Genomic DNA, 26,719 nt, shown 5'->3' with positions numbered 1-26,719 from the left:
GTCCGCGACGCCGCCGAGTCGGGCGACGACGTCGTCATCCTCTGCGCCGCGGCCGGTACCGGCCCCTGGCTTCCGGGCGCGGGGGGCGGCGCCGCGGGGGCTGGAGCAGACGCGGGAGCAGGGGCGGGGGTCGCGGGGGCCGTCTCCCGTACCGGGGTCGCGGGGCCCGTTCCCCGTACCGGGGGTGCCGTGTTCGCCGCCCCTGTCGGGGGTGCCGCCTCCGGTTCGCGGGCGGCGGGAGTCGGGGGCACCGGGTTCGTGTCCTGTGCCGGGGGCGTGGGGCGGGGTGGGACAGGGGCCCGCTGCGCCTCGGTACTCATCCGCCCCCCTGATCCCGTTCCGTACCGCGCGCGGACCGGCATCACGGGCAGGCCCGTTCGGTTGCCGCTGATTGCCGCGTGTCCGTCACTCTACGGGGTGGGACACCCCTGGCGGGAGCAGGCCGCCCGACCCCGGATGATCTGCGCAGATCATCCCCGGGGCCCGACCCGTCCCCGGGCCGGGCCGTTCGTTGGCACCGGTCCGACCGGGATGCGGAACAGCCCTTACCCATCGGTACGGACGTCTGGCAAGCTGCGGCCATGACTGCCCGTGCCGCTGACCGGACCCGGTACAACCGGGCCACTGCCCATCTGGACGCCCCGATCGCCGTCGTCGATCTCGAGGCGTTCGACGCCAATGCCGATGACCTCGTCCGGCGGGCCGCCGGAAAGCCGATCCGGGTGGCCAGCAAGTCGGTGCGCTGCCGGGCGCTGCTGGAACGGGTGCTCGCGCGGCCCGGTTTCGCCGGGATCATGTCGTTCACGCTCGCCGAGTCGCTGTGGCTGGCGCGGGCCGGGTTCGACGACGTGCTGCTGGCCTATCCGACGGCCGACCGGGCCGCCCTCGCGGAACTGGCCGCCGACCCGAAGCTGGCCGCCGCGGTGACGGTGATGGTGGACGACCACGCGCAGTTGGAGCTGATCGACGCGGCGCGGGCGGGTGGCCGCGAGGAGATCCGGGTCTGCCTGGAACTGGACACCTCGCTCCGGCTGCTCGGCGGCCGGGTCAGGGTCGGCGCCCTGCGCTCCCCGCTTCGCTCCCCCGCCCAACTGGCCGATCTGGCACGCTCGGTGGCGCGCAGGCCGGGTTTCCGGCTGGTCGGCCTGATGGCGTACGAGGGGCACATCGCCGGGGTCGGGGACTCGCTCGCGGGCCGGCCGCTGCGTTCCCGGGCGATCCGGCTGATGCAGGCCGCGGGCCGCCGGGAACTCGCCGCGCGGCGGGCCGAGGTGGTGCGTGCGGTACGGGCGGTGGCCCCGGACCTGGAGTTCGTGAACGGCGGCGGCACCGGCAGTGTGCAGCACACGGCGGCCGAGCGCGCGGTGACCGAGATCGCGGCCGGGTCGGGGCTCTACGTGCCGCGGCTGTTCGACAACTACACGTCGTTCACGGCCCGTCCGGCGGCGTTGTTCGCCCACCCCGTGGTGCGCAGGCCCGGGGTGGGCGTGGTGACGGTGCTCGGCGGCGGCTACCCGGCGTCCGGGCCCGCGGGGCCGGACCGGCTGCCCGTCCCGTATCTGCCGGAGGGGCTGCGCTACGACCCGCAGGAGGGGCCGGGCGAGGTGCAGACCCCGCTGCTCGGCGCCCCGGCCGACGACCTGCTGATCGGCGACAAGGTGTGGTTCCGGCACGCGAAGGCCGGTGAACTGTGCGAGCGCTTCGACGAGTTGCAGCTGATCGAGGGCGACCGGGTGACCGCGACCGTGCCGACGTACCGGGGCGAGGGCCGTACGTTCCTCTGATCCGGGGACCGGTGCGCGCACCGGTCCCCGACCCGCCGTCGGACCGGCCGGTGGCGGGTCAGGGGCCGATCGAACTGCCCACACCGCCGCTGGTCGCGCTGTCGCCGATCGGCCGGATGCCCTTGGTGATGGTGTCCATGAGCGGGAGCGACGGCCCGCCGGGGCCCGCGTCGAACGCGTAGCGCACGATGACCAGCGTCTCGCTGCCGACCGTGGACGGGAAGACGAGCGACTGCACGTAACCGCCGGGCCCCTTGCCCGTCTCGACCCGCCAGCGCACCCGGTAGCCGGTGCGTCCGGCGACGCTCACGGACTCGGAGACGAGCTCCTCGTGGGAGGTGATGCCGCCATGGATCCGGTTGCCGATGAGGTCCTTCTCGTAGGCGCTGTCGGCCGCGGCGGTGATGTCCTGCTTGGCGAGTTCCTCGGCGGAGGTGATGTCCGTGGCGCTCGCGGTGCGGCTGGTCACCGTGCCGTGGTAGCAGTAGCGGCCGGAGTCGCCGGGGCACCGGTAGGAGTCGACGGTGCGCATCGTGAGGACCTTGTCGACGGTCCGCTCGGGCTTCTCCCAGCCGTCGGGGATCGGCAGGGTGATGCCGTTGAGCTGGTCGACGAGGACCTTCGGGTCGTCCTCGGCCGGTGAGCCGTCGGGGGACGGGCTGTCCGTCGCGGTCGCGGTCGTGGTGGGCTTCGGCGCGGAACCGCTCGGGCCGGCCTCCGGGGTGCCGCCTCCCCCGCGCAGCAGGAGCGCCCCGGTGACGGCAGCGCCGACGACGACCAGTGCGGCGACGGCGAGGGCGACGACCCGGGTGGCGCCGGAGCCGGAGCCGCCGGAGGCCCCGCCGGTCCGCGCGACCGTCCCGTCGGGCGGCGCGGGCGGCCCGAACTGCGGTGCGGGCGGCCCGAACTGCTGCGGAGCGGGAGCGGTCGGGCGGGTGTGCGCGGTCCATGCCGCGCCGTCCCACCAGCGTTCGGTGCCCGGTATCGCGGCGTCCGGATACCAGCCGGGCGGTGTCGCGTTGCTCATCCCTCCACTCTAGGGTTCGGCCATCGGCGGAAGTCCGCCGATCGCCGGTCCGCCATTTCTCCGTTCAGCCGCGGGACTTAAGGTGTGGTGGCTGACCATTGATCGAAAGGGAGGCGGGGCGTGGCCGGGGAGAGCGAGTTCATCGACCGTCTGTTGCCGGTGCTGCGACCCGTCCGCGCCGGGAACGGCTTCGAGGAGGCGCTGGAGCAGATCCTCCAGGTGGTCAGGCTGGAGCTGGTGCCCGGCGGCGGGCGGCTGCCTGCCGAGCGCGACCTCGCCGAGCTGCTGGGGATCAGCCGGGTCACCCTGCGCGAGGTGCTGAAGGTCCTCCAGGACCAGGGCCTGGTGGAGAGCAGGCGCGGCCGGTACGGCGGCACGTTCGTGCTGGCGCGCACCGGCAGTGCCGGCGAGGACGAGCTGCGCCGGAGGGGGGCCGCCGTCGACATCGAGGACGTGCTGCGCTTCCGCGAGGTGCTGGACGCCGGGGCGGCCGAACTGTGCGCCGCGCAGGGGCTCGGCGACGATGGCGCGGACCGGTTGCGCGCGGCCCTGACGGCGACTCACGAGGCACCCCTGTCCGACTACCGCAGGCGCGACACCCTGCTGCACCTGACCCTGGCCGAGCTCTCCGGTTCCGCGTCGCTGACCACGCAGTACGCGGCCGTCCGGGCCGCCCTGAACGACCTGCTGGACTGCATACCGCTGCTCGTGCGGAACCTGGAGCATTCACAGCGCCAGCACACGAGTCTCGTCGAGGCGATCCTGGACGGGGACGCGGAGGCCGCGCGCGCGGTGATGCGCGAGCACTGCGCGGGCACGGCCGCGCTCCTGCGCGGGTTCCTGGCCTGATCCGGAGCGGCGGCCGGTTCGCCCCGGGCCCTTGTGCGGAGCCCCGGGGAACGCAAAGGTATTCATGTCGACCATTGAATCCTTGGGACCGCCTCCGCCCCCGCGGGCGGCCGACCGGAGGGACCGCCGTGCCCGAACCTCTCGACCACCCCGTGCCCGAACCCCTCATCGGCATCACCACCTATCTGGAGCCCGCCGCCCGTTGGGGGGTCTGGGAGCTGCCCGCCGCCCTCCTGCCGGCCGGGTACCCGCGCATCGTCCAGCGGGCCGGCGGCCTGGCCGCGATGCTCCCGCCGGACGATCCCGGCCGGGCCGGGGCGACGGTGGCCAGGCTGGACGGGCTCGTGATCGCGGGCGGGGCCGACGTGGACCCCGGCAGGTACGGCGCGGAGCGCGACCCCAGGTCCGGTCCGCCCGCGCCGGAGCGCGACGCCTGGGAACTGGCCCTGATCCGGGCGGCCCTGGAGTCCGGCACCCCGCTGCTCGGCATCTGCCGCGGCATGCAGCTGCTCAACGTGGCGCTCGGCGGCACCCTGGTCCAGCACCTCGACGGCCACACCGGCCCGCCGGGCACGACCGGCGTCTTCGGCACGCACCGGGTGGTGCCGGTGCCGGGCACGCGCTACGCGTCGGTGGCGCCCGAGCCGTGCGACGTGCCCACCTACCACCACCAGTGCGTGGAGCGGCCGGCGCCGGGCCTGGTGGTCGGCGCCCATGCGGCGGACGGCACGGTCGAGGCGGTCGAACTCCCGGGATCCCCGTGGGTGCTGGGGGTGCAGTGGCATCCCGAGATGGGGGACGACCCGCGACTGCTGGAGGCGCTGGTCGCCGCCGCGGCGGCCCGGACGGCGGCCGGGGACCGGGTGCCGTGACCGGCGGCGGCCCGGACGGCGGCCGGGAATCCGGCGGCGGCCCGTCGGCCGTCCCTCGCCGCCGGCAGCCCCGCCCCGCCGACCGTTCTCCCGTCCTGCCGACCCGTCAGCCGTCCCGTGCCTCAACCGTCCCGACCCGTCAGCCGTCCCGTGCCTCAACCGTCCCGACCCGTCAGCCGTCCCGTGCCGTCAGGGACAGCAGGTCGCGGGCGGGGCCCGTCGGGCGGTGGCCCGAGGGCCACACCGCGCGCAGCTGGCGCCGCAGGCGTACTCCGGCGACCGGGATCTTGACCAGGCGCCGCGAGGACAGCTCCTCGCCCAGGGCGAGTTCGCTCAGGACGCACGGCCCGGCACCGCTCTCCGCCGCGCCCTTCACCGCCGTGGTGGAGGAGAGTTCGAGCAGCGGCTGGGCGAGGCCGCCGTGCACGGCGAGGGCCGCGCCCAGCACCTGGCGGGTGCCGGAGCCGTGTTCGCGCAGGATCAGCGGGGTCGCGGCGAGCTCCCCCGGCGTCAGGGGGGCGCGGCGGCGGGCCCATGGATGGGACGGGGCGACCACGACGACGAGGCGGTCGTGGGCGACGACCGTGCCGTCGAGTCCTTCCGGCACCGACAGGCCCTCCACGAATCCGAGGTCGGCCTCGCCGACGAGCAGCCGCCCCGCGACGGCCGCCGAGTTCCCGGCGAGCAGCGAGACGGCGGTGTCCGGCCGTTCGGCGCGCAGCGCTATCAGCCAGCCCGGCAGCAGGTACTCGGCGATGGTCATGGAGGCGGCGACCCGCAGCCGCGAGTCCCGCCGGTCGCGCAGCGCCTGGGCTCCCGCGTCGAACGCCTCGGCCGCCTCGACGATCCTGCGCGCCCAGTCCGTGACCAGGGCTCCCGCGTCGGTGAGCCGGGAGCCGCGCGGGGAACGGTCCAGCAGGGCCACGCCGAGCTGCCGCTCCATGGCCCGGATGCGGCTGCTGGCGGCGGGCTGGGTGACGCCGACGTCCCGCGCCGCGCGCCCCAGGCTGCCGTGCCGGGCGACGGCGAGCAGGAGTTCCAGCGCCCCGAGGTCGGGGACCCGGTGGGACAGAGGGGGCGGAACGCGTGCTTCACCGGTCATAAAGCCAGCTTATGACCTCATAGAAGCGGACTCCCTGGTGGGGTCGTGCCCCCGCGGGCAAAAATCGTTGGCATGGCCACCATTCCGCGGACGCAGCAGTCCCCCGCCCCGTACCCGACCGCCCCCCGCCTGTCCTCCCTGCGGTATCTCGGCCCCAACTGGTACGCCGCCGTCATGGGCACCTCGATCGTCGCGAGCGCGGGGGTCGCGCTGCCCGTGCACATACCGGGGCTGCGGACCTTCTGCACGTTCGTGTGGGTGCTCTCGGCCCTCGCCCTCGCCGTCCTGCTCACGGCCCGCGCCGGGCACTGGATCGCCCATCGCGACCAGGCCCGCAGTCATCTCCTCGACCCCGCCGTCGCCCCGTTCTACGGCTGCCTCTCGATGGCTCTGCTGGCCGTCGGCGGCTCCTCGCTCGTGGTGGGCCGGGATCTCATCGGGGAGTCGGCGGCCCTGGCGCTGGACGTGGTGCTGTACACGGCGGGCACGGTGATCGGTCTCGTCGCCGCGGCCGCGATCCCGTACCTGATGGTCGTGCGCCACCGGATCGAGCCGGGGAACGCCTCTCCGGTGTGGCTGCTCCCGGTGGTGGCGCCGATGGTCTCCGCGGCGCTCGGCCCGCTGCTGGTGCCCCATCTGCCCGCCGGGCAGTGGCGGGAGGCGATGCTGCTGGCCTGTTACGCGATGTTCGGCCTGAGTCTGCTGGCCACGCTGGTGATGCTGCCGCTGGTCTTCGCCCGGCTCGTCCACCGGGGGCCGCTGCCGCTCGTGCTGACGCCCACCCTGTTCCTGGTCCTCGGTCCGCTGGGGCAGTCGACGACCGCGGTCGGCCAGATCGCCGACGCGGCGCCGGGCGCGGTCCCGGAGCCGTACGTCGCCGGGTTCGAGATGTTCGCCGTGCTGTACGGGGTGCCGGTGATGGGGTTCGCGCTGCTGTGGCTGGCCCTGTCCGCGGCGCTGGTGGTGCGGGCCCTGCGCAACGGCATGACCTTCGCCATGACCTGGTGGGGCTTCACCTTCCCCGTCGGCACCTGTGTCACGGGCGCCGCGGGCCTGGCCCGGCACACCGGTCTCACGGCGTTCACCTGGCTGGCCGTCGCCCTGTACGTGCTGCTGGTGACCGCGTGGGCGGTGGCCGGGTTCAGGACGCTGCGCGGACTGTTCGACGGAGCGCTGCTCGCAGCACCGCAGGGGCCCGCACCAGTGACGGCCCGTACCACGTGAGGTACCGCCCGTCGACGAGCGCGGCGGGCAGCCCGGGGAATGCCTCTGGTCCGTCGGTCGCGGTGAAGCGGTACGGCTCGTCGGGCAGCACCACCAGGTCGGCGCCCGCCGCGTTGAGCTCGTCGAGGGGGATGCGGGGATAGCGCTCGGCGTGGTCCGCGTGGACGTTCTCCACACCGAGCCGGGCCAGCAGGTCCCCGGCGAAGGTGTCGCGGCCCAGCACCATCCACGGCCTGCGCCAGACGGGCACCACCGCGCGGCGCGGGGCCGATGGGGACGGGAGCGCGGCCCAGGCCGCCTCCGCCTCGTCCAGCCAGCGCGGCCGGGACCGGCCGCAGGCGGCCAGGACGCGCGCGAGTTCCGCGAAGGCGTGGTCGAGGGTACGGATCTCCGTGACGAGCACCTCGGTACCGGCGGCCCGGAGCGCGGCGATGTCGGCGGCCCGGTTCTCCTCCTCGTTGGCGAGGACGAGGTCGGGCCGGAGCGCGAGGACCGCCGCCACGTCGGGGTTCTTGGTCCCGCCGATCCGGGCGGCGGTCAGGCCGGCCGGGTGGGTGCACCAGTCGGTGACGCCGACCACCGGGCCGGGGTCGGTGGTGGCCACGGCCTCGGTGAGCGAGGGCACCAGTGAGACGACGCGCACGGGGCCCCCGGTCAGCGGCGCGGGTCGAAGGTGGCGTCGATGTGCTCGGCGACCGAGACGACCAGCAGCCGCGTGCCGGGCTCCGTGGCCCGCCAGCGGTGCCGCACCCCGCCGGACAGGAACAGCGTGTCGCCCTCCTCCAGCCGGTACGCCTGCCCCTCGGCCTCCACCTCGACGCCACCCCGGGTCACGTACATCACCTCGTCGTTGCGGTGCTGGAACTCGCGCCCGAGGTCGATCTCCCCGCTGAACTCCAGGGCGCTGAGCTGGTGGCGTCCGCGCACCACCCGGCGCACCCCGTCGTCCCCGCCCGCGCGCACCACGTCGACGGCGCGCGCCGAGTCCGCGGCGGCACGCAGCCGTGCCGTGGTGGTCTCCAGGGCTTCGGCGACCAGATCCAGGGACCGGGCACTGGGCCGGGCCCGCTCGTTCTCGATCTGGCTGAGGAACGGCACGGACAGGCCGCTGCGCCCGGCGACCGCGGCCAGCGTGAGCCCCAGTGACCTGCGTCTGCGGCGGACCGCGGCACCCACGCGGAGTGCTTCCTTCTCGTCCATGTCCGGCTCCCTCCCGACTCGCCATCCTTCCGGTTGCCGACGCGTTACGCACACGGTTGCACAAGTCGGCCCGTCGATGAACACCGAGGCAGCGGGAAGGGGTGGATACCGCCATCTGCGGTATCCACCCCTTCAGGTGCTTCCGGGCCCTACTGCGGGGCCATCTTGTCCACGATGCCCGGGTTCTTCGCCATCCAGGCCTTCACGGCCTCCTCCTCGTGGCCCGTACCGAGCTTCTGGATCTGGTTCTCCAGGCCGGCGAGCTGGTCCTCGCTCAGCTCGAATGCCTTGAACCACTCCGTCAGCCGCGGGTACTGCGCCGGGAAGTCCTTGGACGCGATGGTGTGCAGCCGGTCGCCGTCGCCGAAGGCCTTCTCGGGGTCCTTCAGCTTGGTCATGCCGTACTCGCTGTACGCCCAGTGCGGCGTCCAGAGCAGTACCGCGACGGGCTCCTTCTTGGCGTACGCGCGCTTCAGCTCGGCCAGCATGCCGGGCGTCGAGGAGTCGAGGACCTCGTACTCCTCGTCGAGGCCGTACGTCGGCAGCACGTTCTTCTTGAGGTTCTCCATCGTGGCGGTGCCCGGCTCGATGCCGATGATCCGGTTCTTGAACCGCGAGCCCTTGCCCTTGAGGTCGGCGAGGGACTTGACGTCCTTCACGTACGAGGGCACCGCGACCTCGATCGACGTCGGGCCGTACCACGAGCCGAGGTCGGTCAGCCGGGAACCGTACTTGTCCCAGTAGTTCTTCTGGGTGTACGGCAGCCAGCCGTCGAACTGCACGTCGATCTGGCCGCGCGACATCGCGGTGTACATCGGGCCGACCTCGAACTGCTTGAGGTTGATCCTGTAGCCGCGCTCCTCCAGGACCGCCTTCCACAGGTACGTGGCGGCGATGTCCTCCTCCCAGGGGAACCAGGCCATCTCGACGGGACGGTCGCGCTCGTCCTTGCCGCCCTTGCCCTTCGCGGCGCCCGCCCCGGTGACCGGGGTCCACTTGTCGGCGACGCCCGGGTTGGCCTTCAGCCAGGTGCGGACGGCCTCCTGCTCCTTGCCGGAGCCGGCCTTCTGGATCTCCGCCTCCAGGCCGGTGAGCTGGTCCTCGCTCATCTTGAAGTTCTTGAGCCAGCGGCCGACCTCGGGGTTGTCGGCGGAGAAGCCCTTGCGGGCCAGGGTGTGGATGCCGTCGCCCTTGCCCCAGAGGTTCTTGGGGTCCTTGAGCTTGGTGAGCTCGAACTGGTTGTACGCCCAGTGCGGCGACCAGAGCGGGACGACGATGGGTTCCTTCTTGGCGTACGCGCGCTTCAGCTCGGCCAGCATCGAGGGCGTGGAGCCGTCGATGACCTTGTACTCCTCGTCCAGGCCGTAGCCCGGCAGGATCTTGTCCTTGAGCAGGCCCGTCTCACCGGCGCTCGGCTCGATGCCGACGATCCGGTTCTTGAACTTCGAGCCCTTGCCCTTGAGGTCCTCCAGGGACTTGACGTCCTCCAGGTACGCGGGGACGGCCAGCTCCAGCGAGGTGGGGCCGTACCAGGAACCCATGTCCTCCAGCTTGTCCTGGTACTTCTTCCAGTAGCTGGCGTGCGTGACCGGGAGCCAGGAGTCGGTCTCGAAGTCGATCTGGCCGTTGGCCATGCCGGTGTAGAGCGCGCCGGCCTCGTACTGCTTGACGTCGACCTCGAAGCCGCGCCGCTCCAGCATCTCCTTCCAGAGGAAGGTGGAGGCGATGCCCTCGTCCCACGGGATGTAGCCCATGCTGATCTTCTTGCCGGCGCCGACGTCCGAACCGTCGGCGGCGGTGTCCTTGTCCTGGTCGGACGAGCCGAAGATCCCCATGCCGCCCGCGACGAGCGCGAGGACGACGATGCCGACGACCGCGACCACGGGCTGCGGGCGGTGGTTCCAGAGCTTCGGGCCGCCGGCCATCGACCGCGCCCTGGCGAGCGCGCGGCGGGCCAGCGGGGAGACCTCGCGGCCGAGCGCGCCGGTCATCCGGTCCAGGTACATCGCCACGATGACGATGGAGATGCCCGCCTCGAAGCCGAGGCCGACGTCCACGTTGCCGATGGCGCGGTAGACGGCGCCGCCGAGGCCGCCGCCGCCGACCATGCCGGCGATGACCACCATGGACAGGCCCAGCATGATCACCTGGTTGATGCCCGCCATGATCGTGGGCAGGGCGAGCGGGAGCTGGACCCGCAGCAGGGTGTTGCGCCGGGTGGTGCCGAACGCCTCGGCCGCCTCGACGAGCTCGCCGTCGACCTGGCGGATGCCGAGTTCGGTCATCCGGACGCCCGGGGGCAGCGAGAAGATGATGGTGGCGATGATGCCGGGGACCACGCCGACGCCGAAGAAGATGACGCCGGGGATCAGGTAGACCATGGCGGGCATGGTCTGCATGAAGTCCAGGACCGGGCGGGTGACCGCGCTGACGGCCTTGGAACGGGATGCCCAGATGCCCAGCGGTACGGACAGCACCAGCGCGATGATGGTGGCGACGAGCACCAGGGTGACGGTGTCCATCGCCTCGTCCCACAGCTCGACGGAGTCGATGAGGGCGAATCCGACGAAGGCGAGCGCGCCCGCGAGCAGCCCGCGCAGCCACCAGGCGATGACGGCGACGATGCCCGCGAAGAGCAGCGGGGCGGGGGCGGAGAGCACGGCGGCTATGCCGTCGAACATGCCGCTGACGACGGAGCTGATCGCGTCGAACAGCCAGGCCAGGTGGGTCTGCAGCCAGTCGACGGCCGAGTCGACCCAGTCACCGAGAGGGAGCCTAAACACTGGCCACCTTCTTCGTGCCGGTCGTGCCCGCCGAAACGTCCTTCGGGGCCTCGGCGGGGGTCATCGGCTCGCCGAGGACGGCGAGCAGCCGGGCCCGCGGGACGACGCCGACGAGCTTGCCGCCGGTATCGGTCACGGCGACCGCGACCCCGCTCTGCGAGCAGGGCGTGAAGAGCTCGGCGATCGGCGTGGACTCGGTGACGGTGGCCGGGGCGGCCGCGATCACGTCGGCGGCGGTGCGCAGCTCCTTGCCGTCGTCCGTGCTGGTGCCCATGACGGTGTGCGGTTCGGCCATGATGGCGCCCGCGGTCAGCACCCGGGTCCGGTCGACGTCCTGGGTGAAGGAGGCGACGTAGTCGTTGGCCGGGGTGACCAGGATGTCCTCGGCGGTGCCGAGCTGGACTATCCGCCCGTCGCGCATCACGGCGATGCGGTCGCCCAGGCGCATGGCCTCGTTGAGGTCGTGGGTGATGAAGACGATGGTCTTCTTCAGCCGCTTCTGCAGTTCGAGCAGCTGGTCCTGCATGTCACGGCGGATCAGCGGGTCGAGCGCGCTGAAGGACTCGTCCATCAGCAGCAGGTCGGCGTCGGTGGCCAGGGCGCGGGCCAGGCCGACGCGCTGCTGCATGCCACCGGAGAGCTCGTCGGGCCAGGACTTCTCCCAGCCGGCGAGACCGGTCAGCTCCAGCGCCTCGACGGCGCGCTTCTCGCGCTCGGCACGCGGTACGCCCTGCACTTCCAGGCCGTACGCGGCGTTCTCCAGCACACTGCGGTGGGGGAAGAGCGCGAAGTGCTGGAACACCATGCTGATCTTCGAGGACCGGACATGGCGCAGCTCGGCGGGGGTCAGGGCGGTCAGGTCCTGTCCGTCGAACAGCACGCGCCCGGCCGTGGGCTCCAGAAGTCCGTTGAGCATGCGCAGCAGCGTGGACTTGCCGGACCCGGACAGACCCATCACGACGAAGATCTGACCCGGCTCGACGGTGAACGAGGCGTCGATCACCGCTGCGGTCGTTCCGTCGGCGCGCAGCTCGTCGCGGTCGGCACCGTCCTCGAGCCTTCGCACTGCTTGATCGGGTCGTCTGCCGAACACCTTGTACAAGTGCTCGGCCTGCAGCCTTGACACATACACCTCGCGGGTTGAACCGAAAAACGGTCTGCCACCCCCTCCGGCAGACCGTGGAGCGGCGCGGATCCGGTCCGCACGGCACGCGCATTGGTTGAAATCGCTACGTGATCCGCTCCGGCTGCGCGCCTGCCCCCGCTTATCCGACCCAAACACAAGAGTGACCCAGGTCACGTTTCCGCGATCGGTACCGCGGTCCGCCCTCCCCCGGTGTCCGCGACGGGCGGTGTCGGTGGGGTGCGGCATCATCGGGGTGTGACGCGACGCCTGATGCTCCTCGACACCGCCTCCCTCTACTACCGCGCCTACTTCGGGGTCCCCGACTCGGTGCGCGCCCCGGACGGCACGCCGGTCAACGCCGTGCGCGGTCTGCTCGACTTCATCGCCCGCCTGGTGCAGGACCACCGCCCGGACGACCTGGTCGCCTGCATGGACGCCGACTGGCGGCCGCACTGGCGGGTCGAGCTGATCCCCTCGTACAAGGCGCACCGGGTCGCGACGGAGACCGCCGACGGGCTGCCCGACGAGGAGGAGACCCCCGACACCCTGGCCCCGCAGGTGCCGGTGATCGAGGACGTGCTCGACGCCCTGGGCATCGCCCGGGTCGGCGTCGCGGACTACGAGGCGGACGACGTGATCGGCACGCTCACCGGCCGGGCCGCCGGCCCCGTGGACATCGTCACCGGCGACCGGGACCTCTACCAGTTGGTCGACGACGCCCGCGGGGTGCGGGTGCTCTACCCGCTGAAGGGGGTCGGCTCGCTCCAGCTGACGGACGGGACGTGGCTGCGGGAGAAGTACGGGGTGGACGGCTCCGGTTACGCGGACCTGGCCCTGCTGCGCGGCGACCCGAGCGACGGGCTGCCGGGCGTCCCGGGCATCGGCGAGAAGACCGCGGCGAAGCTGCTGGACGCCTTCGGCGACCTTGCCGGGATCATGGCCGCCGTCGACGACCCGGGGTCGGCGCTGACGCCGTCGCAGCGCAGGCGGCTCGACGAGGCGCGGGACTACGTGGCCGTCGCGCCGAAGGTGGTCCGGGTCGCGGGCGACGTGCCCCTGCCGCAGTTCGACCCCGCGCTGCCCGCCGCGCCGCGCGATCCCGCCGCACTGGAGGATCTCGCGAAGCGGTGGGGGCTGGGCGGTTCGCTGCAGCGCCTCCTCTCCACTCTGCACGGATGAGGTGCTAGCTTAGGTAAACCTAAGTAATTCGGAGCAGGGAGAACCTCGTGGCAGAGCGACCGGCGCGGCAGGCACCCAAGGCGCAGGGGGCCCAGGTGCTGCGCACCGAGCGGATCACACCGCACATGGTGCGCGTGGTGTTCGGCGGCGAGGGCCTCGCCGGCTTCGAGCTCTCCGGGTGCACCGACCATTACGTCAAGATCTGCTTCGCCCCCGATGGCGCCGACTACCCGCACCCCTTCGACATGGCCCGCATCCGCGAGGAGCAACCGCGGGAGCTGTGGCCCACGACCCGCACGTACACGGTGCGGTCCTGGGACCCGGCCGCCCGCGAGCTGGCGATCGACTTCGTGGTCCACGGCGACGAGGGGCTCGCCGGGCCCTGGGCGGTGCGGGCCACGCCGGGCGAGCAGGTGACCTTCCTGGGGCCCGGCGGGGGTTACGCCCCGGACGCCTCGGCGGACTGGCATCTCCTGGTGGGCGACGAGAGCGCCCTGCCGGCCGTCGCGGCGGCGCTGGAGCAGATGCCCCCGGGTGCGGTGGTGCACGCCTTCGTCGAGGTGGCGGACGCCGCGGAGGAGCAGAAGATCGTGACGCCCGAGGGCGTCGGGGTGACCTGGCTGCACCGCGGGGAGCGACCGGTCGGCGAGGCGCTGGTCACGGCCGTGCAGGAGCTGGAGTTCCCGGCGGGCGACGTCCAGGCGTTCGTCCACGGCGAGGCCGGTTTCGTGAAGGAGATCCGGCGTCACCTGCGCCTGGACCGCGAGATCCCGCTCTCCCGGCTGTCGATATCGGGCTACTGGCGGCTCGGCCAGAACGACGACGCCTGGCGCTCGGTCAAGCGCGAGTGGAACGAGCAGGTGGAGCGCGAGCAGGAGGGCGCCGCGTAGGCCCCTCCGCCGGACCGGAACCGGACAGGTCCCGGCCCGCCACCCCGTGTGCCCCGGCCCCGGCCGGGGCACACGTGCGCAGGGGCGACCGCCGGACGAGCGGTCAGCCCCCGGCAGCCGCCCCCGTCACCGCGCCGCTCGCACCACCTGCACCGCTCCTGTCCGCCGCGCCACTCGTACCGCCCCCGCCCCCCGCACCACCGGCATCACCCATGCCACCTGCGCCATCTGCGCCACTTGCACCATCTGCATCACTGACATCACCCGCACCGACGTCCCCGGCGTCCGCGCTCCCGTCCGCGCCGCTCCCGTACTCGTACGCGCGCGCCGAGGCGTCCACGTGCGCGAGCCGCCGCAGCGCACCGAACATCGCCTCCCCCAGCACCGTGCCCACGACCACGCTCTCCACCAGGTCCTCGCGCGCGACCCGGCGCCCCACGTAGTCGAGGTCGGCCCGCGCGACCGGTTCGGCGGCCGCTGCGTAGGCGTCGAGCAGTTCGACGAAGCCGCCGTGCCCGGCCCGCCGCAACGCGACGATCACCTCGGCCAGGGACTCGCCGGCCGGGCCGTCCGCGTCCGCCCGCCAGCCGCGCCGCTCCACCAGTTCCGCCACCTCGTCGCGGGCGTCGTCCAGTTCGGGCCCGGGATCGTCGCCTGTCGGCTGGGCGAGGCGCTTCGCCGCGAATCCCAGCACCTTGTGCACCGGCTGCTCGGGGTCGTCGACCACCTGCAGCACCTCGCCGATGGTCGCCAGCGGGAGCCCGCCGACGTCCAGCAGGGCGCGGATCAGCCGCAGCCTGCGCTCGTGCCCGTCGCCGTAACTGGCCTGGTTCGGGCTGGTCAACTGCCCGGCCGGGAGCAGCCCTTCCCGTACGTAGAACTTGATCGTCGGTACCGGGACCCCGGACCTGCGGCTCAACTCTCCGATGCGCACCGCGTGTTCATCCTTCCGCGCTTGCCAACCACCGGAGCCATCATAGATAGTTCCACTATCGGATAGCGGAGAGTACTGCTATCCATAATTCTCTGGGGGTTCCATGTCTTCCCGGCTCTTATCCGCCCCGCTCCTGCCCTCCTGGCGTTCCTGGCACCGGCCGTTGGTGCTCTTCGCCGCCGCGATGACCGTCATGGCGGCCGTCTCGGCCGTGGGGCTGGTGGTCGACGACCGGGTCCTCTCGGGCGCGGCGATATGGTTCAAACCGTTCAAGTTCGCGGTCTCGTTCGTCGTGTACGCGCTCGCGCTCGCCTGGATGCTGACGCTGGTCACCCGCGGCCGGCGGATCGGCTGGTGGGCGGGCACGGTGGTCGCGGCGGCCTGCCTGGCCGAGATGGCGATCATCACCGGCCAGGTGGTCCGCGGGAAGCGCAGCCACTTCAACCACGCCACCCCGTTCGACGAGGCGCTGTTCAACGCGATGGCCGTCACGGTCGTCGTCCTGTGGACCGGCACGCTGGTCATCGCGGTCCTGCTGCTGCGCGCCCGCATATCCGACCGCGCCGCCGCCTGGGCGATACGTTCGGGCGTGCTGCTCGCCCTGGTGGGCGCCGCGTTCGGTTTCCTGATGACACAGCCCACCTCCGAGCAGCGGGCGGCCGGGAACCTGGACACCGCCGACGTGATCGGCGCCCACGCCGTGGGCGTACCGGACGGCGGCCCGTCGATGCCGCTCACCGGCTGGTCCGCCACCGGCGGCGACCTGCGCATACCGCACTTCGTCGGGATGCACGCGCTCCAGCTGCTGCCACTGCTCCTGCTCGCCCTGATGTCCCTCGCCCCGCGTTTCGCGCGGCTGCGCGATCCACGGGTCCGGCTGCGGCTGGTGCTGGTGGCCTCGGGGGCGTACGCGGCACTCGTCGCACTCGTCACCTGGCAGGCGCTGCGCGGCCAGTCGCTGATCCACCCGGACGGCGCGACGCTCGGCGCCGCCGCCCTGCTCCTGGCGGTGACCGCCGTCGGCGGCCTGCTGGCCCTGCGGACGCCCCGCACGGACCGCCGGCCGGGGCCGCGGTCCGGCCCCGGCCCGGAGCACGGCCCCGACTCGAATCCCGATCCCGACCCCAGGTCCGACCCCGACCCGAAGTCCGATCCCACGGAAACGAAGGAGCTCGTGGCATGACCGGTGCACTCTTCGAGATCTCGTTCCTCCTGGCGGCCCCCTTCTGGCTGCTCATGATCCTGGCGCCCGGCCTGCGCCTCACGGCCCGCGTCGCCGCCTCCCCGTTCACCGTGCTGCCGGTGCTGGCGGTCTACCTGCTCATGGCGGTGCCCGTCCTCCCCGAACTCTGGGACGCGGTGCGCAGCCCCGACATCGACACCTTCCGCGACCTGACGGCCCTGGCGAACGGGGCCGGGGCGATCTGGGCCCAGGTGATCGCCTGGGATCTGCTGCTGGGCCAGTGGATGTTCCTGGAGGGGCGCCGGCTGGGCATCTCCCCGTGGGTGATGGGTCCGCTGCTGGTGCTGACGATCCTGCTGTCGCCGTTCGGGCTGCTGGTCTTCCTGGTCCTGCGGGCGGTACGGGGACCGAGGGCCCGTGCCGGGAACGGGGCCCCGGACCGGACCACCGTCCGTACCCTGGCCGGATGAGTCCTGCGAGCGACACGGAACGGCACGACCGGGTGGCGGGCGCCGTCGTCGGCTCGGCGGTGGGCGACGCGCTCGGGGCGCCGTTCGAGTTCGGCCCCGCCGGCGTGTACACGGCCCGTTTCCCGGACGGCGTCGGCACGATGTGCGGGGGCGGCGGCTGGGAGCCGGGCGAGGCCACGGACGACACCCAGATGGCCGTTCTGGTCGCGGAGTCCCTGCTGGAGCGCGGCGGGCTCGACCTCCCCGACATGTTCGACCGGTTCCGCCGGTGGGCGGCGGCCGACCCGAAGGACATCGGGCTGCAGACCGAGCAGGTCCTGACGGACGGTGCGCCCTGGGACCTCGCCGCCGCGCTGCACTTCCAGGTCAACGGGCGTGCGGCGGGCAACGGTTCACTGATGCGGGCGGCCGGTTCCGCCGTGTACTTCGCGCCCCGGGGACAGACGGCGACCATGGAGGCGGCGCGCCGGATCGCCGCGCTGCCCCATGGCGACCGGGCCGCCTGGGAGGGCACCGCCGTGCTCCACGAGCTGATCCGGGTGGCGCTCGACGGGGGCGATCCGCTCGGGGCCGTCCCCGCCGCCCTGGACCTGGTGCACGAGGACCACCGCGGGCGCTGGGCCGTCGTCCTGGCGCCGGACTGGCACCCGGGCGCGGCGACGGAGTTCAACGGCGCGGTGTGGCCCTGCCTGGGCACCGCGCTCTGGGCGCTGCGCACCACCCGCACGTACGAGGAGGCCGTGGCCGTCGCCGTCGACGTGGGCGGCGACACCGACACGGTCGCGGCGGTGACCGGCGGCCTGGCGGGTGCCGTGCACGGCTTCGGCGCGATCCCGTCCCGCTGGACGGAACCCCTGCACGTACCGCTGCCGGGGTTCGGGGGCCGGGTGCTGGGGACCGCCGACCTGGTGGACCTGGCCCGGCGGCTGGACGGGGCCGCCCCGCATGGTTCCCGCAGACATTCACCGACCCCGAATCTACACATAAGGGGCATATAAGAGCAGAATGGCAGAGCAGGCTGTTCATCACACGGCACGTGGTGGCGGTGCTGCACGAGGGAAGGAGACGAACCCCATGTCAAACCTCTCGCACACCGGCCGTGACATGGCCAGTCACCCCGATGTCTCCGAAATGCGCGATCGTTATGCCCGCATGCTCGGTGGCCGCGATGTGGCCCTGGTGGACGCGCCGGTGTTCCTCGTCGGTCTCTACTGCGCCATATCGCCGTGGGTGCTCCACTTCACGGCGAGTCAGCCCACGCTCGCGACGCACAACCTGATCATGGGTCTCGCGATCGCCGCCCTGGGCCTCGGATTCACCGTCATGCCCGAGCGCATGTACGGCCTGAGCTGGGCCATCTGCGCCATGGGGGCCTGGATGATCCTCTCGACGTGGATCGTCGGCAGCAGTCCCGACCTCGGCATCGTCCTCAACAACGTCATCATCGGCGGTCTGACCGTGCTGCTGGGACTGGTCTGTGCGGGCGTGTCCATGAAGAGCGGCAGCCGCGCCGCCTGAAGCGGGATTCGCCCGGGAGCCGAAAGCCGAAATGGGAACCGGCCGGAGCGGCAACCGGCCGGAGCAGGGACCGTCGACCGGTCCGCGCGGAGCGGACCGGTCGACGGCCGTACGGCACCGGGGTCCCGCGGAACACCCGGCCCGTCCGGCACTCCCCGTCCGGCGCCCGCGGGACGGGGCCCGCCCCGTGGGGAGACCTCACCCCACGGAGCTGTACGCCACGACCCCCCGCAGCACCGCGTCCACCGCCTTGTGCGCGCTGCGCGCCACGGAGCTCCCCTCCCTCGGCGCGGCGGCCGCGATCTGCCCCAGCACGTCGATCACCTGCTTGCACCACCGCACGAAGTCCCCGGCCGGCATGTCCGCCTCGCCGAGCACCTCGTCCAGCGTCCGCCCCGACGCCCACATGTAGACCGCCCAGGCGAACCCCAGGTCGGGCTCGCGCTGCCCGACCCCCTCCGCCTGGTTGATCTTGAATTCCTCCTCCAGGGCGTCGAGCCTGCCCCAGATCCGGACCATCTCGCCCAGCGCGGTCTTCGCCGGTCCCGACGGCAGCTTGGGCGCCACCGCGTCGTCGGCCTGCCGCGCCTCGAACACCAACGCCGATACGCACGCCGCGAGTTCGGCGGGGTTCAGGCCCTCCCACACCCCGGCCCGCAGGCATTCGCTCGCCAGCAGGTCCAGTTCGCCGTAGAGCCGCGCGAGGCGGCGCCCGTGCTCGGTGACCTCGTTGCCCCGCAGGTAGTCGAGCTCGGTGAGCAGGGCGACGATCCGGTCGAAGGTGCGGGCGATGGTGTTCGTCCGCCCCTCGATCCGCCGCTCCAACTGCCTCGTGTCGCGCTGCAGTCGGTGGTAGCGCTCGGCCCACCGCGCGTGGTCCTCGCGCTCGTCGCAGCCGTGGCAGGGGTGCGCCCGCAGCTCCGCCCGGTAGCGGGCGATCTCCCGGTCGTCGGCCGCGACGGACCGCCCCTTGCGGTGCCGCTCCGGCACGATGTGCCCGGCCTTGGTCCGCAGCGCGGAGGCCAGATCGCGGCGCGACTGCGGCGAGCGCGGGTTGAACGACTTCGGCACCCGCATCCGCTCCAGCGCCTCCACCGGCACCGGGAAGTCGATCGAGGCGAGCCGCTTGACCTGCCGCTCGGCCGTCAGCACCAACGGCCTCGGCCCGTCGTGGTATTCGAGCCCGCGATGGCCGTGCCCGTTGGTCCGCCCGGCGGGCAGCCCCGGGTCGAGGACCAGTGCCAGCCCGGCGAACTTGCCCGTGGGCACGTGGATGATGTCACCGGGCTTGAGCTTCTCCAGGGACGCCGCCGCGGCCGCCCGCCGCTGCACCGCGCCCTGCTTGGCCAGTTCCGTCTCCCGGTCCTTGAGGTCGCGGCGCAGCCGCGCGTACTCCTCGAAGTCGCCGAGGTGGCAGGTCATGCCCTCCCGGTAGCCCGCCAGCCCCTCCTCGTTCCGCTGGACCTGGCGGGAGATGCCGACCACCGACCGGTCCGCCTGGAACTGCGCGAAGGAGGTCTCCAGCAGCTCGCGCGAGCGGTGCCGCCCGAACTGCTGCACCAGGTTGACGGCCATGTTGTACGAGGGCCGGAAGCTGGAACGCAGCGGGTACGTGCGGGTGCCCGCCAGTCCGGCCAGCGCCCCCGGGTCCATGCCGCGCTGCCAGAGCACCACGGCGTGGCCCTCGACGTCGATGCCGCGGCGCCCGGCCCGCCCGGTCAGCTGGGTGTACTCGCCGGGGGTGATGTCGGCGTGCTGCTCGCCGTTCCACTTGACGAGCTTCTCCAGCACCACCGAACGCGCGGGCATGTTGATGCCGAGGGCGAGGGTCTCCGTGGCGAAGACGGCCTTGACCAGCCCTCGCACGAAGAGCTCCTCGACGACTTCCTTGAACGTCGGCAGCATGCCCGCGTGGTGGGCCGCGATGCCCCGTTCCAGTCCTTCGAGCCACTCGTAGTAGCCCAGGACGTGGAGGTCCTCGCCGGGGATGGCCGCCGTGCGCTCCTCGACGATCTCGCGGACCAGCCGCCGCTTCTCCTCGTCGTTGAGCCGCAGTCCGGCGTGCAGGCACTGCTGGACGGCGGCCTCGCAGCCGGCCCGGCTGAAGATGAACGTGATGGCGGGGAGCAGCCCTTCGGCGTCCAGCCGGTCGATGACCTCGGGCCTGGCCGGGGTCCAGATCCGGCTGCGCTGGCGCCGCTCGCGCTCCCGGTCCGCCTCGCGCACCATCTTGCCGCGGCGGCGCTCGCGCGGGTTGTACCCCCGCTGGTTCTCCATCCGGGCCAGCCGGACGAGATCGGGATTGACCTCGCGGCGTCCGGTGCCCCGGCCGCCGTGGTCGGTCTCCTCCTCGAAGAGGTCGTACATCCGGCGGCCCGCCAGCACGTGCTGCCAGAGCGGCACGGGCCGGTGCTCGGAGACGATCACCTGGGTGTCGCCGCGGACGGTGTCCAGCCAGTCGCCGAACTCCTCGGCGTTGGACACCGTCGCCGACAGCGACACCAGGGTCACGGAGTCCGGGAGGTGAATGATCACTTCCTCCCAGACGGCGCCCCGGAAGCGGTCGGAGAGGTAGTGCACCTCGTCCATCACCACGTAGCCCAGGCCGCGCAGCGCCTGCGAGCCCGCGTACAGCATGTTCCGCAGCACCTCGGTGGTCATGACGACCACCGGGGCATCGGCGTTGACGCTGTTGTCGCCCGTCAGCAGGCCGACCTTGTCCGGTCCGTACCGCTTGACCAGATCGGTGAACTTCTGGTTGGACAGGGCCTTGATGGGTGTGGTGTAGAAGCACTTCCGGCCCTGCGAGAGGGCGAGGTGCACGGCGAATTCACCGACGATCGTCTTGCCCGACCCCGTCGGGGCGGCGACGAGTACGCCCTTGCCGGCCTCCAGGGCCTCACAGGCCTCGATCTGGTAGGCGTCCAGATCGAATTCGTACAGCTCACGGAAGGGCGCGAGTGCGGTGGCCTGCTCGGCGGCACGGATCCGAGAAGCCTGGTATCGCTCAGCTGGTGAGAGGTCCTCTGTCATCGTGCTTTCGAGCCTACCCGCCACCTCTGACAGCAGGCGCGATCTTTAAATCCCGCCGGAGGGACCCGGTGCGAGCACCCGTACCGCGCCCGGCACGCAGTGCGCGGTGAGCGGCAGCGCCCCGAGCTGTTCACCGTCCGCGTACGCGGTAACACCGGCCGCGGCCAGTTCGACGGAGGAGACCCGGTGCACGGTGACCGCGGGGTGGTCGAGGTGCGTTCCCTTGTAGACGCGGGGAAAGACCTTGAGCAGGGTGGTGCGGCTGCAGTTCCCGACGACGGTCACGTCGAACAGCCCGTCGTCCATGACGGCGTCCGCGCAGATCCGCATGCCCCCGCCGTACGTCGAGCCGTTGCCCACGGCGATGAGGGTGGCCTCGATCTCCCGCACCGGGCCGCCGTCCAGCGCGATCTCGTACGGGATGGGCCTGAACGCGGCGAGCTCGGCGAGGATCGCGAGGTCGTACTTGAACCGTCCGCCGACCCAGCGCATCCGGTTGCCGCGGTCGTTGACCCGGGAGTCGAAGCCGGAGGCGAGCACGGAGCCGAACCACCGCTCGCCGACCCGGCCGAGGTCGATCTCGCGCGCGGCACCGCCCTTGAGCAGTTCGGCGGCCAGCCGTCCGGCGGCGAACGGGTCCCGTATCGGAGTCCCGAGCGCGCGGGCGAAGTCGTTCCCGGTGCCGACGGCGACGATCCCGAGCGGGGTCCGCGTCCCGGCGACGGCCTGCAGGGCGAGGGACATCATGCCGTCCCCGCCCACCGCGACCAGCGCGCCGGTCCCGTCCGCGACGGCCCGGCGGGCCCTTCGCAGGGCGTCGTCGGCGTCCTCGCCGAGAACCGTGCGGACGGAGAATCCGGCGTCCCGCAACGCGGAAGCGGCCGGCTGCGCGGCATGCGCGCCCCGGCCGCTCCCCGCGGTGGGATTGACGAAAAGGGTGATCTCGCTGGTCACCCGGGGACCCTACAAGGTCAGGTGATGTCGTCGTAACCGTTCAGTCGGTCACGGTCCGAGTTCGCCTGCGAGGGCAACGACCGGGTGGACGAGACCGGTTCGATCTCACCGATGTCCTCGGGCGTGAGGTCCAGGTCCGACGCCTCGTCGTCGGCCGGGCCCGCCGCCGCGATCCGCGCCTTGCGGCGGTCGTTGAGGAGCGCGATCGCCGTGGCCACGAAGTAGAGCGCCCAGATCGGTACGGCGAGCATCAGCATGCTCACCGGGTCCGTGCTGGGAGTGGCCAGCGCGGCGAAGAGCGTGATGCCCATGATCATGCCCCGCCACCAACCCAGCATCCGCTTGCCGGTGATGACCCCGCCCAGGTTCAGCATGACGAGCAGCAGGGGCAGTTCGAAGGAGAGACCGAAGACCACGACCATGCGTGTGATCAGGTCCAGCAGTTCGTCCAGCGGCAGCTGGTTGTCGAGGTCGGCGGGCGAGAACTCCAGCAGCACCCGGGACATCGTGGGCAGGGTCTTGTACGCGAAGAAGCCACCCGCGAGGAAGAGCGGGAAGCCCGCGCCGACGAAGGCGAGGGAGTACTTCTTCTCGTGCTTGTGCAGCCCCGGTGCCACGAACGCCCACAGCTGGTAGAGCCAGAGCGGCGAGGACAGGGCGAGACCCGCCATCAAGGAGACCTTGAGGGCGAGGGTGAACGGGGTGATCAGACCGTTCAGGACGATACGCGCGCAGGTACCGTCCTCCTTCTTCGAGAGTTCGGCGAAGCTGGACTCACAACCGACCGCCTTCAGCACGGGGTCGGTGAAGACCTCGATGATCTCCTTGTAGAAGAACGCGGCGACGATCGTGACGACGACGATCCCGAGCAGCCCCTTGGCCAGCCGGTTACGCAGCTCACGCAGGTGCTCCACCAGGGGCATGCGGCCCTCTGGGTCCGTCTCCTGCTTGCGGGCAGACTTGAGCAACCCACGTCCTCATCTCGTGCAGCAGGCACTCACGATCAGGGCGCCTGCGTCGGCCCGTTTCTTGTCAGCGCTTGGTCGAGTCGGTCGGCTCCGCGACCGGACGCGAGCTGGTCACGTCGCCGGGGGCGGCCTTGATCGTGCGCTGGGCGGTCTGGTCCTGGGCCGCGTCGTTGGCGGCCGGCTCGGCCGGGGTCGCCGACGGGGCGCTCTCGGACTTCATCGCCTTGGCCTCGCTCTTGAGGATGCGGGCCGACTTGCCGAGCGAGCGAGCCATGTCAGGAAGCTTCTTCGCGCCGAACAGCAGAATGATGACGACGAGGATCAGGATGATCTCGGGAGCGCCAAGCTTTCCGAACATATGCGTGTACCTTCTCACCGAGGCAGCAGGGGCGGGCGGATCGAACCTCGGACCGGACGTCCGACCTTCGTACTGTCAGCGATCGTATCCCGCAGGAGTAAACACAGGGCAATACCCACGCATCCTTGCGGTTACGGCCCATGCCTCGCTCTCCGGGCCGCTTCAGCAGCGTACCCCTCCGGCCCGAGAAACTGGAGGCCGCGCCCGCTCCGATCCATTCGCCCTGCTCACGGGGCGATCGGGAGCCGGAGGAGCGCCGGGACGAGGGGTCCGTCAGCGCAGTGCCTCGCCGGTGGCGGCGAGGTCGGTCGCCGCCCTTTCGAGGTCCTCCGCGGCCCGGTTGATGCGCTGGGTGGTCAGCGTCACCTGACGCCCGAGACGCTGGGCCTCGACGAAGACCTTGACGGCCAGCACGCCGAGGACGGCGATGCCGAGAAATCCCAGGGCGATGGCGAGCATGGGCCAGAACATGCGCAGAGCCTCGATGTGTCTAGGGGGCGGAGCCTCGGAGCCGGTGCGGCGGGAGGCGTTCCGGTGACGGATACGGGACAGCCCTCAGGCCCGGAGACCGGTGTGGAGGCGCAGCGTCCGGACCCCGCCGCCGGTGAGGAGTTCGACTATCCGCTCCCCCGCGGGCTTGCGCACGGCCGCGCCGCACCGCGGGCAGGTGAAGGAGTAGAACGTCGTGCGCCGGCTGGCGCCGACGGCGAGGCGCAGGGCGCCCGCCGCCAGCTCGAACCGTTCGCGGCAGTCCGGGCAGGCGGCCCTGAACCGCACGGACTCGGGCACCACCACGGTCGGAACGTTTGACACCACGGACATATGACCCATGTCTCCCTCGGTATCCGCTCAGACCGGGCCGTCGTACGCGGCGAGCGCCGCACGGGCCGCCTCCCGCGCGCTCTGCGCGAGCTCCGGCGGGGAGACGATGCGGCCCTCCCCGCCCAGCCGCAGCGCGAGCCTGCGCAGCGAGGCCGGGTCGGGGGTGCGCAGGGTGATGCGCAGCCCGCCGTCGGGCAGCTCCTGCGCGCTGTCGTGCGGGTAGTACTCGGCGACCCACCGTCCGCCGGGGCCCACCTCGACCACGACCTCGGGGTCCTCGGCCGCCGGGTGGACGAGCCCCTCGGACAGGTCCCGCAGTTCCAGCTCGGGCGGGGCGGCCGGTTCGTCGAGGAGCCGGATCTCGGCCACCCGGTCGAGCCGGAAGGTGCGCCGGTCCTCGGAGGAGCGGCACCACGCCTCCATGTACGTGTGCCCCACGGCGAACAGCCGGATCGGGTCCACCTCGCGCTCGGTGAGTTCGTCGCGGGCGGGCGAGTAGTAGCGCAGCCAGAGCCGGCGGCGCTCGGAGATCGCCCGGTCGACGTCGGCGAAGACGCCGCCCTCCGACTCGAAGGTGACCGAGAGCCGGGAGCTCGCCGCGCCCGTCTCACCGGCCGCGGTCTCCAGCTTCGCGGTGGCCCGCAGCAGCGCCTGCCGGTCGCTCTCGCGCAGTCCGGGCAGCGTGGCCACGGCGCGGGCGGCCACCAGGAGCGCCGTCGCCTCGTCGGCGGCGAGCCGCAGCGGCGCGGCGACGTCGTCCGGGTTGTGCCACCAGATGCGCTCGCCGTCGGTGTCGATGTCCAGCAGGTCCCCGCCGCGGAAGCTCGTCCCGCACATGGGCAGCACATCGAGGTCCGAGATCAGCTCGTCCTCGGTGATCCCGAAGGCGCGGGCCACGTCCTGGACATGGGCACCGGGGCGCTCGCGCAGGTACGTCACCAGGGAGAGCATCCGGCGGGTCTGGTCGATCGCGTTCGTCGCCATGAGTACGCTCCTCCCCTTCAGTCCTTGGCCACGGCGCGCAGCCGCTCCACCACGTCGGCCCGCAGATCGGCGGGCGCCTCCACGACCACGTCCGGGCCGAACTCGACGAGCCAGGCGTCCAGGCCGTGTCCGTACGGAATCTCCAACTCGTCCCACCCGTTCCCGAGTTCCCGGACCGACACGGCGCGCGAGCGCAGCGGGTAGCCGGCTCCGGTGCGCAGCCTGATCAGCGCGGTCCTGGTCGCCGTCTCCCCCGCCCAGCTCTCGACGGTCTCGCGGACGGTCACCACGTCGGGCACCTCCCTGGTGAACGCCCCGGCCCGGGAGCGGACCCGGCCGGTGATCCGGGAGAGCCGGAACACCCGCTCGGCCCCGCGTTCGCGGTCCCAGCCGGCCAGGTACCAGTGGCCGCGCCAGCACTCCAGCGTCCACGGTTCGACGTGGCGCTGTTCGGAGCGGGCCGCGTTGCCCTTGCGGTAGTCGAAGATCACCGGGCGGCGGTCCCGGCAGGCCAGCATCAGCGGTTCGAAGGCGGCCTCGTGGACGGGGATGCGCGGTTCGAGGGCGCTGTGCACCTCGTACGTTTCCTCGGTCTCCGGCATGCCGGCGGCCCGCAGCTTCTGCAGCGCGCCGCTGGCGGCACCGGCCAGCCGGGCCTGCTGCCAGACCTTGGCGGCCAGTCCGAGCGCGGCGGCCTCCTCGGCGTCCAGCGTGATCGGGGGCAGTCGGTTGCTGTCGCGGCGGGCGAGGTAGCCGATGTCTCCGTCCAGGTTCTCCACGGTCTCGATGACCAGACCGAGCTCGCGCAGATCGTCCTTGTCGCGCTCGAACATCCGGTTGAAGGCGTCGTCGGAGCCCGCTTCCAGGTAGGCCTCGATGGATCCGCGCAGCTCGCGCTTGCTGAGCGGGCGGCGGGTCCCCAGCAGGCACAGCGCCAGGTTCATCAGCCGCTCGGCCTTGGCAATCGCCATCGGCGCCCTTTCTGTTTCGCTCTACGACGGTCGACCGTACCGCTCCGCGCTGTCCGGGCAAAAGCGAGGGCCCGTGCCTCGCGGCACGGGCCCTCGCGTCGCACGGATGCGGATCAGACGGCGACCAGGTCGCAGACGAAGATCAGCGTCTCGCCGGGCGCGATGCGGCCGCCACCGGCGCCGCGGTCGCCGTACGCGAGGTGCGCGGGGATGATCAGCTGGCGACGGCCGCCGACCTTCATGCCCTGCACGCCCTGGTCCCAGCCGGCGATGACCTGACCGGCACCGAGCTGGAACTCCAGCGGGCCGCCGCGGTTCCAGGAGGCGTCGAATTCCTCGCCGGTGGAGAAGGCCACACCCACGTAGTGGACGGAGACGGTGGCGCCCGCCTTGGCAACCGCGCCGTCGCCCTCCCAGATGTCCTTGATCTCCAGCTCGGCCGGCGGCTCGCCACCCGGGAAGTCGATCTCGGGCTTCTCGATGCTCAC

At 72.3% G+C, this 26,719-nt stretch carries 26 protein-coding genes; 10 read left to right on the top strand and 16 right to left on the bottom strand.

Features of this window, described 5'->3' with window-relative positions; all coding sequences use genetic code 11:
* Positions 1-581: 581 nt before the first annotated feature.
* A complete protein-coding gene (locus ABZZ04_RS35430) occupies positions 582-1,784 on the top strand; it encodes an amino acid deaminase/aldolase (protein WP_356936338.1) in 1,203 nt (400 codons plus the stop codon).
* A 58-nt stretch (positions 1,785-1,842) separates the two neighbouring features.
* Here the strand turns inward: ABZZ04_RS35430 and ABZZ04_RS35425 are convergent, their stop codons facing one another.
* The gene (locus tag ABZZ04_RS35425; protein ID WP_356936337.1) at positions 1,843-2,811 is read right to left on the bottom strand and encodes a DUF2510 domain-containing protein; all 969 of its coding nucleotides are present in this window, start codon (positions 2,809-2,811) and stop codon (positions 1,843-1,845) included.
* Positions 2,812-2,931: 120 nt separating this feature from the next.
* Between ABZZ04_RS35425 and ABZZ04_RS35420 the strand changes: the two genes are divergently transcribed.
* Both ABZZ04_RS35420 and ABZZ04_RS35415 read left to right on the top strand, forming a co-directional pair.
* On the top strand, positions 2,932-3,660 hold the full coding sequence (locus tag ABZZ04_RS35420; protein ID WP_356936336.1) for an FCD domain-containing protein: 729 nt from the start codon (positions 2,932-2,934) through the stop codon (positions 3,658-3,660).
* A 152-nt stretch (positions 3,661-3,812) separates the two neighbouring features.
* Positions 3,813-4,532, top strand: coding sequence for a gamma-glutamyl-gamma-aminobutyrate hydrolase family protein (locus ABZZ04_RS35415; protein ID WP_356936343.1), 720 nt, complete (start codon positions 3,813-3,815; stop codon positions 4,530-4,532).
* 172 nt (positions 4,533-4,704) lie between these two features.
* Here the strand turns inward: ABZZ04_RS35415 and ABZZ04_RS35410 are convergent, their stop codons facing one another.
* Complete coding sequence (locus ABZZ04_RS35410; protein WP_356936335.1) at positions 4,705-5,634, bottom strand: LysR family transcriptional regulator; 930 nt, start codon at positions 5,632-5,634, stop codon at positions 4,705-4,707.
* A gap of 72 nt (positions 5,635-5,706) precedes the next feature.
* Between ABZZ04_RS35410 and ABZZ04_RS35405 the strand changes: the two genes are divergently transcribed.
* Positions 5,707-6,858, top strand: coding sequence for a TDT family transporter (locus tag ABZZ04_RS35405; protein ID WP_356936334.1), 1,152 nt, complete (start codon positions 5,707-5,709; stop codon positions 6,856-6,858).
* Here the strand turns inward: ABZZ04_RS35405 and ABZZ04_RS35400 are convergent.
* The 4 genes from ABZZ04_RS35400 to ABZZ04_RS35385 form a co-directional block, all read right to left on the bottom strand.
* A complete protein-coding gene (locus ABZZ04_RS35400) occupies positions 6,776-7,501 on the bottom strand; it encodes a helical backbone metal receptor (protein WP_356936333.1) in 726 nt (241 codons plus the stop codon). The two genes, ABZZ04_RS35405 and ABZZ04_RS35400, sit on opposite strands and share 83 nt — an antisense overlap.
* An 11-nt stretch (positions 7,502-7,512) precedes the next feature.
* Positions 7,513-8,058, bottom strand: a complete 546-nt coding sequence (locus tag ABZZ04_RS35395; protein WP_356936332.1) for an XRE family transcriptional regulator — start codon at positions 8,056-8,058, stop codon at positions 7,513-7,515.
* 149 nt (positions 8,059-8,207) lie between these two features.
* Positions 8,208-10,841 (bottom strand): ABC transporter permease/substrate binding protein, encoded by a 2,634-nt coding sequence (locus tag ABZZ04_RS35390; protein WP_356936331.1) that lies wholly within the window; start codon positions 10,839-10,841, stop codon positions 8,208-8,210.
* Positions 10,834-11,907 (bottom strand): glycine betaine/L-proline ABC transporter ATP-binding protein, encoded by a 1,074-nt coding sequence (locus ABZZ04_RS35385; RefSeq protein ID WP_356936330.1) that lies wholly within the window; start codon positions 11,905-11,907, stop codon positions 10,834-10,836. Before ABZZ04_RS35385 ends, ABZZ04_RS35390 begins: the two co-directional genes overlap by 8 nt.
* Positions 11,908-12,237: 330 nt before the next feature.
* Between ABZZ04_RS35385 and ABZZ04_RS35380 the strand changes: the two genes are divergently transcribed.
* Entirely contained in the window at positions 12,238-13,146 is a 909-nt protein-coding gene (locus ABZZ04_RS35380; protein ID WP_356936342.1) for a 5'-3' exonuclease, read from the top strand.
* Positions 13,147-13,193: 47 nt separating this feature from the next.
* Positions 13,194-14,036 (top strand): siderophore-interacting protein, encoded by an 843-nt coding sequence (locus ABZZ04_RS35375; RefSeq protein WP_356936329.1) that lies wholly within the window; start codon positions 13,194-13,196, stop codon positions 14,034-14,036.
* 103 nt (positions 14,037-14,139) lie between these two features.
* Here ABZZ04_RS35375 and ABZZ04_RS35370 read toward each other — a convergent pair whose 3' ends face one another.
* Positions 14,140-14,970: a MerR family transcriptional regulator gene (locus tag ABZZ04_RS35370; RefSeq protein ID WP_356936328.1), complete on the bottom strand. Its 831-nt coding sequence runs from the start codon at positions 14,968-14,970 to the stop codon at positions 14,140-14,142.
* A 184-nt stretch (positions 14,971-15,154) separates the two neighbouring features.
* Between ABZZ04_RS35370 and ABZZ04_RS35365 the strand changes: the two genes are divergently transcribed.
* The 4 genes from ABZZ04_RS35365 (at position 15,155) to ABZZ04_RS35350 (ending at position 18,141) form a co-directional block, all read left to right on the top strand.
* A complete protein-coding gene (locus ABZZ04_RS35365) occupies positions 15,155-16,153 on the top strand; it encodes a hypothetical protein (protein ID WP_356936341.1) in 999 nt (332 codons plus the stop codon).
* Complete coding sequence (locus ABZZ04_RS35360) at positions 16,150-16,623, top strand: ABA4-like family protein (protein WP_356936327.1); 474 nt, start codon at positions 16,150-16,152, stop codon at positions 16,621-16,623. The genes ABZZ04_RS35365 and ABZZ04_RS35360 overlap by 4 nt, the downstream gene beginning before the upstream one ends.
* Complete coding sequence (locus ABZZ04_RS35355; protein ID WP_356936326.1) at positions 16,620-17,621, top strand: ADP-ribosylglycohydrolase family protein; 1,002 nt, start codon at positions 16,620-16,622, stop codon at positions 17,619-17,621. Before ABZZ04_RS35360 ends, ABZZ04_RS35355 begins: the two co-directional genes overlap by 4 nt.
* Positions 17,622-17,697: 76 nt before the next feature.
* Positions 17,698-18,141, top strand: coding sequence for an SPW repeat protein (locus ABZZ04_RS35350; RefSeq protein WP_356936325.1), 444 nt, complete (start codon positions 17,698-17,700; stop codon positions 18,139-18,141).
* 198 nt (positions 18,142-18,339) lie between these two features.
* Here ABZZ04_RS35350 and ABZZ04_RS35345 read toward each other — a convergent pair whose 3' ends face one another.
* From ABZZ04_RS35345 to ABZZ04_RS35305, 9 genes are all read right to left on the bottom strand, one after another.
* On the bottom strand, positions 18,340-21,174 hold the full coding sequence (locus tag ABZZ04_RS35345) for a DEAD/DEAH box helicase (protein WP_356936324.1): 2,835 nt from the start codon (positions 21,172-21,174) through the stop codon (positions 18,340-18,342).
* 45 nt (positions 21,175-21,219) lie between these two features.
* Positions 21,220-22,128 carry a diacylglycerol kinase gene (locus tag ABZZ04_RS35340; RefSeq protein WP_356936323.1) on the bottom strand — a complete coding sequence of 303 codons (909 nt, stop codon included), beginning with the start codon at positions 22,126-22,128 and terminating at the stop codon, positions 21,220-21,222.
* A gap of 17 nt (positions 22,129-22,145) precedes the next feature.
* A complete protein-coding gene (gene tatC, locus ABZZ04_RS35335; protein ID WP_356936322.1) occupies positions 22,146-23,096 on the bottom strand; it encodes a twin-arginine translocase subunit TatC in 951 nt (316 codons plus the stop codon).
* Positions 23,097-23,160: 64 nt separating this feature from the next.
* Complete coding sequence (tatA, locus tag ABZZ04_RS35330) at positions 23,161-23,454, bottom strand: Sec-independent protein translocase subunit TatA (protein ID WP_356936321.1); 294 nt, start codon at positions 23,452-23,454, stop codon at positions 23,161-23,163.
* 273 nt (positions 23,455-23,727) lie between these two features.
* Positions 23,728-23,925: a hypothetical protein gene (locus tag ABZZ04_RS35325; RefSeq protein ID WP_148833624.1), complete on the bottom strand. Its 198-nt coding sequence runs from the start codon at positions 23,923-23,925 to the stop codon at positions 23,728-23,730.
* Positions 23,926-24,009: 84 nt separating this feature from the next.
* Complete coding sequence (locus ABZZ04_RS35320; RefSeq protein WP_356936320.1) at positions 24,010-24,285, bottom strand: hypothetical protein; 276 nt, start codon at positions 24,283-24,285, stop codon at positions 24,010-24,012.
* Between the two features lie 18 nt (positions 24,286-24,303).
* Positions 24,304-25,260: a WYL domain-containing protein gene (locus ABZZ04_RS35315; protein ID WP_356936319.1), complete on the bottom strand. Its 957-nt coding sequence runs from the start codon at positions 25,258-25,260 to the stop codon at positions 24,304-24,306.
* 17 nt (positions 25,261-25,277) lie between these two features.
* A complete protein-coding gene (locus ABZZ04_RS35310) occupies positions 25,278-26,231 on the bottom strand; it encodes a WYL domain-containing protein (RefSeq protein WP_356936318.1) in 954 nt (317 codons plus the stop codon).
* A 113-nt stretch (positions 26,232-26,344) separates the two neighbouring features.
* A complete protein-coding gene (locus ABZZ04_RS35305) occupies positions 26,345-26,719 on the bottom strand; it encodes an FKBP-type peptidyl-prolyl cis-trans isomerase (protein ID WP_356936317.1) in 375 nt (124 codons plus the stop codon).

Source organism: Streptomyces sp. NPDC006435 (assembly GCF_040612315.1).
Taxonomy (GTDB): domain Bacteria; phylum Actinomycetota; class Actinomycetes; order Streptomycetales; family Streptomycetaceae; genus Streptomyces.
This window is presented reverse-complemented; position numbering and strand designations above follow the sequence as displayed.

Excerpts from the sequence above, each read along its gene's own strand:
- ABZZ04_RS35430 (WP_356936338.1), top strand. The coding sequence starts at position 582 with ATGACTGCCCGTGCCGCTGACCGGACCCGGTACAACCGGGCCACTGCC.
- ABZZ04_RS35425 (WP_356936337.1), bottom strand. The coding sequence starts at position 2,811 with ATGAGCAACGCGACACCGCCCGGCTGGTATCCGGACGCCGCGATACCG.
- ABZZ04_RS35410 (WP_356936335.1), bottom strand. The coding sequence starts at position 5,634 with ATGACCGGTGAAGCACGCGTTCCGCCCCCTCTGTCCCACCGGGTCCCC.
- ABZZ04_RS35405 (WP_356936334.1), top strand. The coding sequence starts at position 5,707 with ATGGCCACCATTCCGCGGACGCAGCAGTCCCCCGCCCCGTACCCGACC.
- ABZZ04_RS35395 (WP_356936332.1), bottom strand. The coding sequence starts at position 8,058 with ATGGACGAGAAGGAAGCACTCCGCGTGGGTGCCGCGGTCCGCCGCAGA.
- ABZZ04_RS35380 (WP_356936342.1), top strand. The coding sequence starts at position 12,238 with ATGCTCCTCGACACCGCCTCCCTCTACTACCGCGCCTACTTCGGGGTC.
- ABZZ04_RS35365 (WP_356936341.1), top strand. The coding sequence starts at position 15,155 with ATGACCGTCATGGCGGCCGTCTCGGCCGTGGGGCTGGTGGTCGACGAC.
- ABZZ04_RS35360 (WP_356936327.1), top strand. The coding sequence starts at position 16,150 with ATGACCGGTGCACTCTTCGAGATCTCGTTCCTCCTGGCGGCCCCCTTC.
- ABZZ04_RS35355 (WP_356936326.1), top strand. The coding sequence starts at position 16,620 with ATGAGTCCTGCGAGCGACACGGAACGGCACGACCGGGTGGCGGGCGCC.
- ABZZ04_RS35350 (WP_356936325.1), top strand. The coding sequence starts at position 17,698 with ATGTCAAACCTCTCGCACACCGGCCGTGACATGGCCAGTCACCCCGAT.
- ABZZ04_RS35345 (WP_356936324.1), bottom strand. The coding sequence starts at position 21,174 with ATGACAGAGGACCTCTCACCAGCTGAGCGATACCAGGCTTCTCGGATC.
- tatA (WP_356936321.1), bottom strand. The coding sequence starts at position 23,454 with ATGTTCGGAAAGCTTGGCGCTCCCGAGATCATCCTGATCCTCGTCGTC.
- ABZZ04_RS35325 (WP_148833624.1), bottom strand. The coding sequence starts at position 23,925 with ATGTTCTGGCCCATGCTCGCCATCGCCCTGGGATTTCTCGGCATCGCC.
- ABZZ04_RS35320 (WP_356936320.1), bottom strand. The coding sequence starts at position 24,285 with ATGGGTCATATGTCCGTGGTGTCAAACGTTCCGACCGTGGTGGTGCCC.
- ABZZ04_RS35315 (WP_356936319.1), bottom strand. The coding sequence starts at position 25,260 with ATGGCGACGAACGCGATCGACCAGACCCGCCGGATGCTCTCCCTGGTG.
- ABZZ04_RS35310 (WP_356936318.1), bottom strand. The coding sequence starts at position 26,231 with ATGGCGATTGCCAAGGCCGAGCGGCTGATGAACCTGGCGCTGTGCCTG.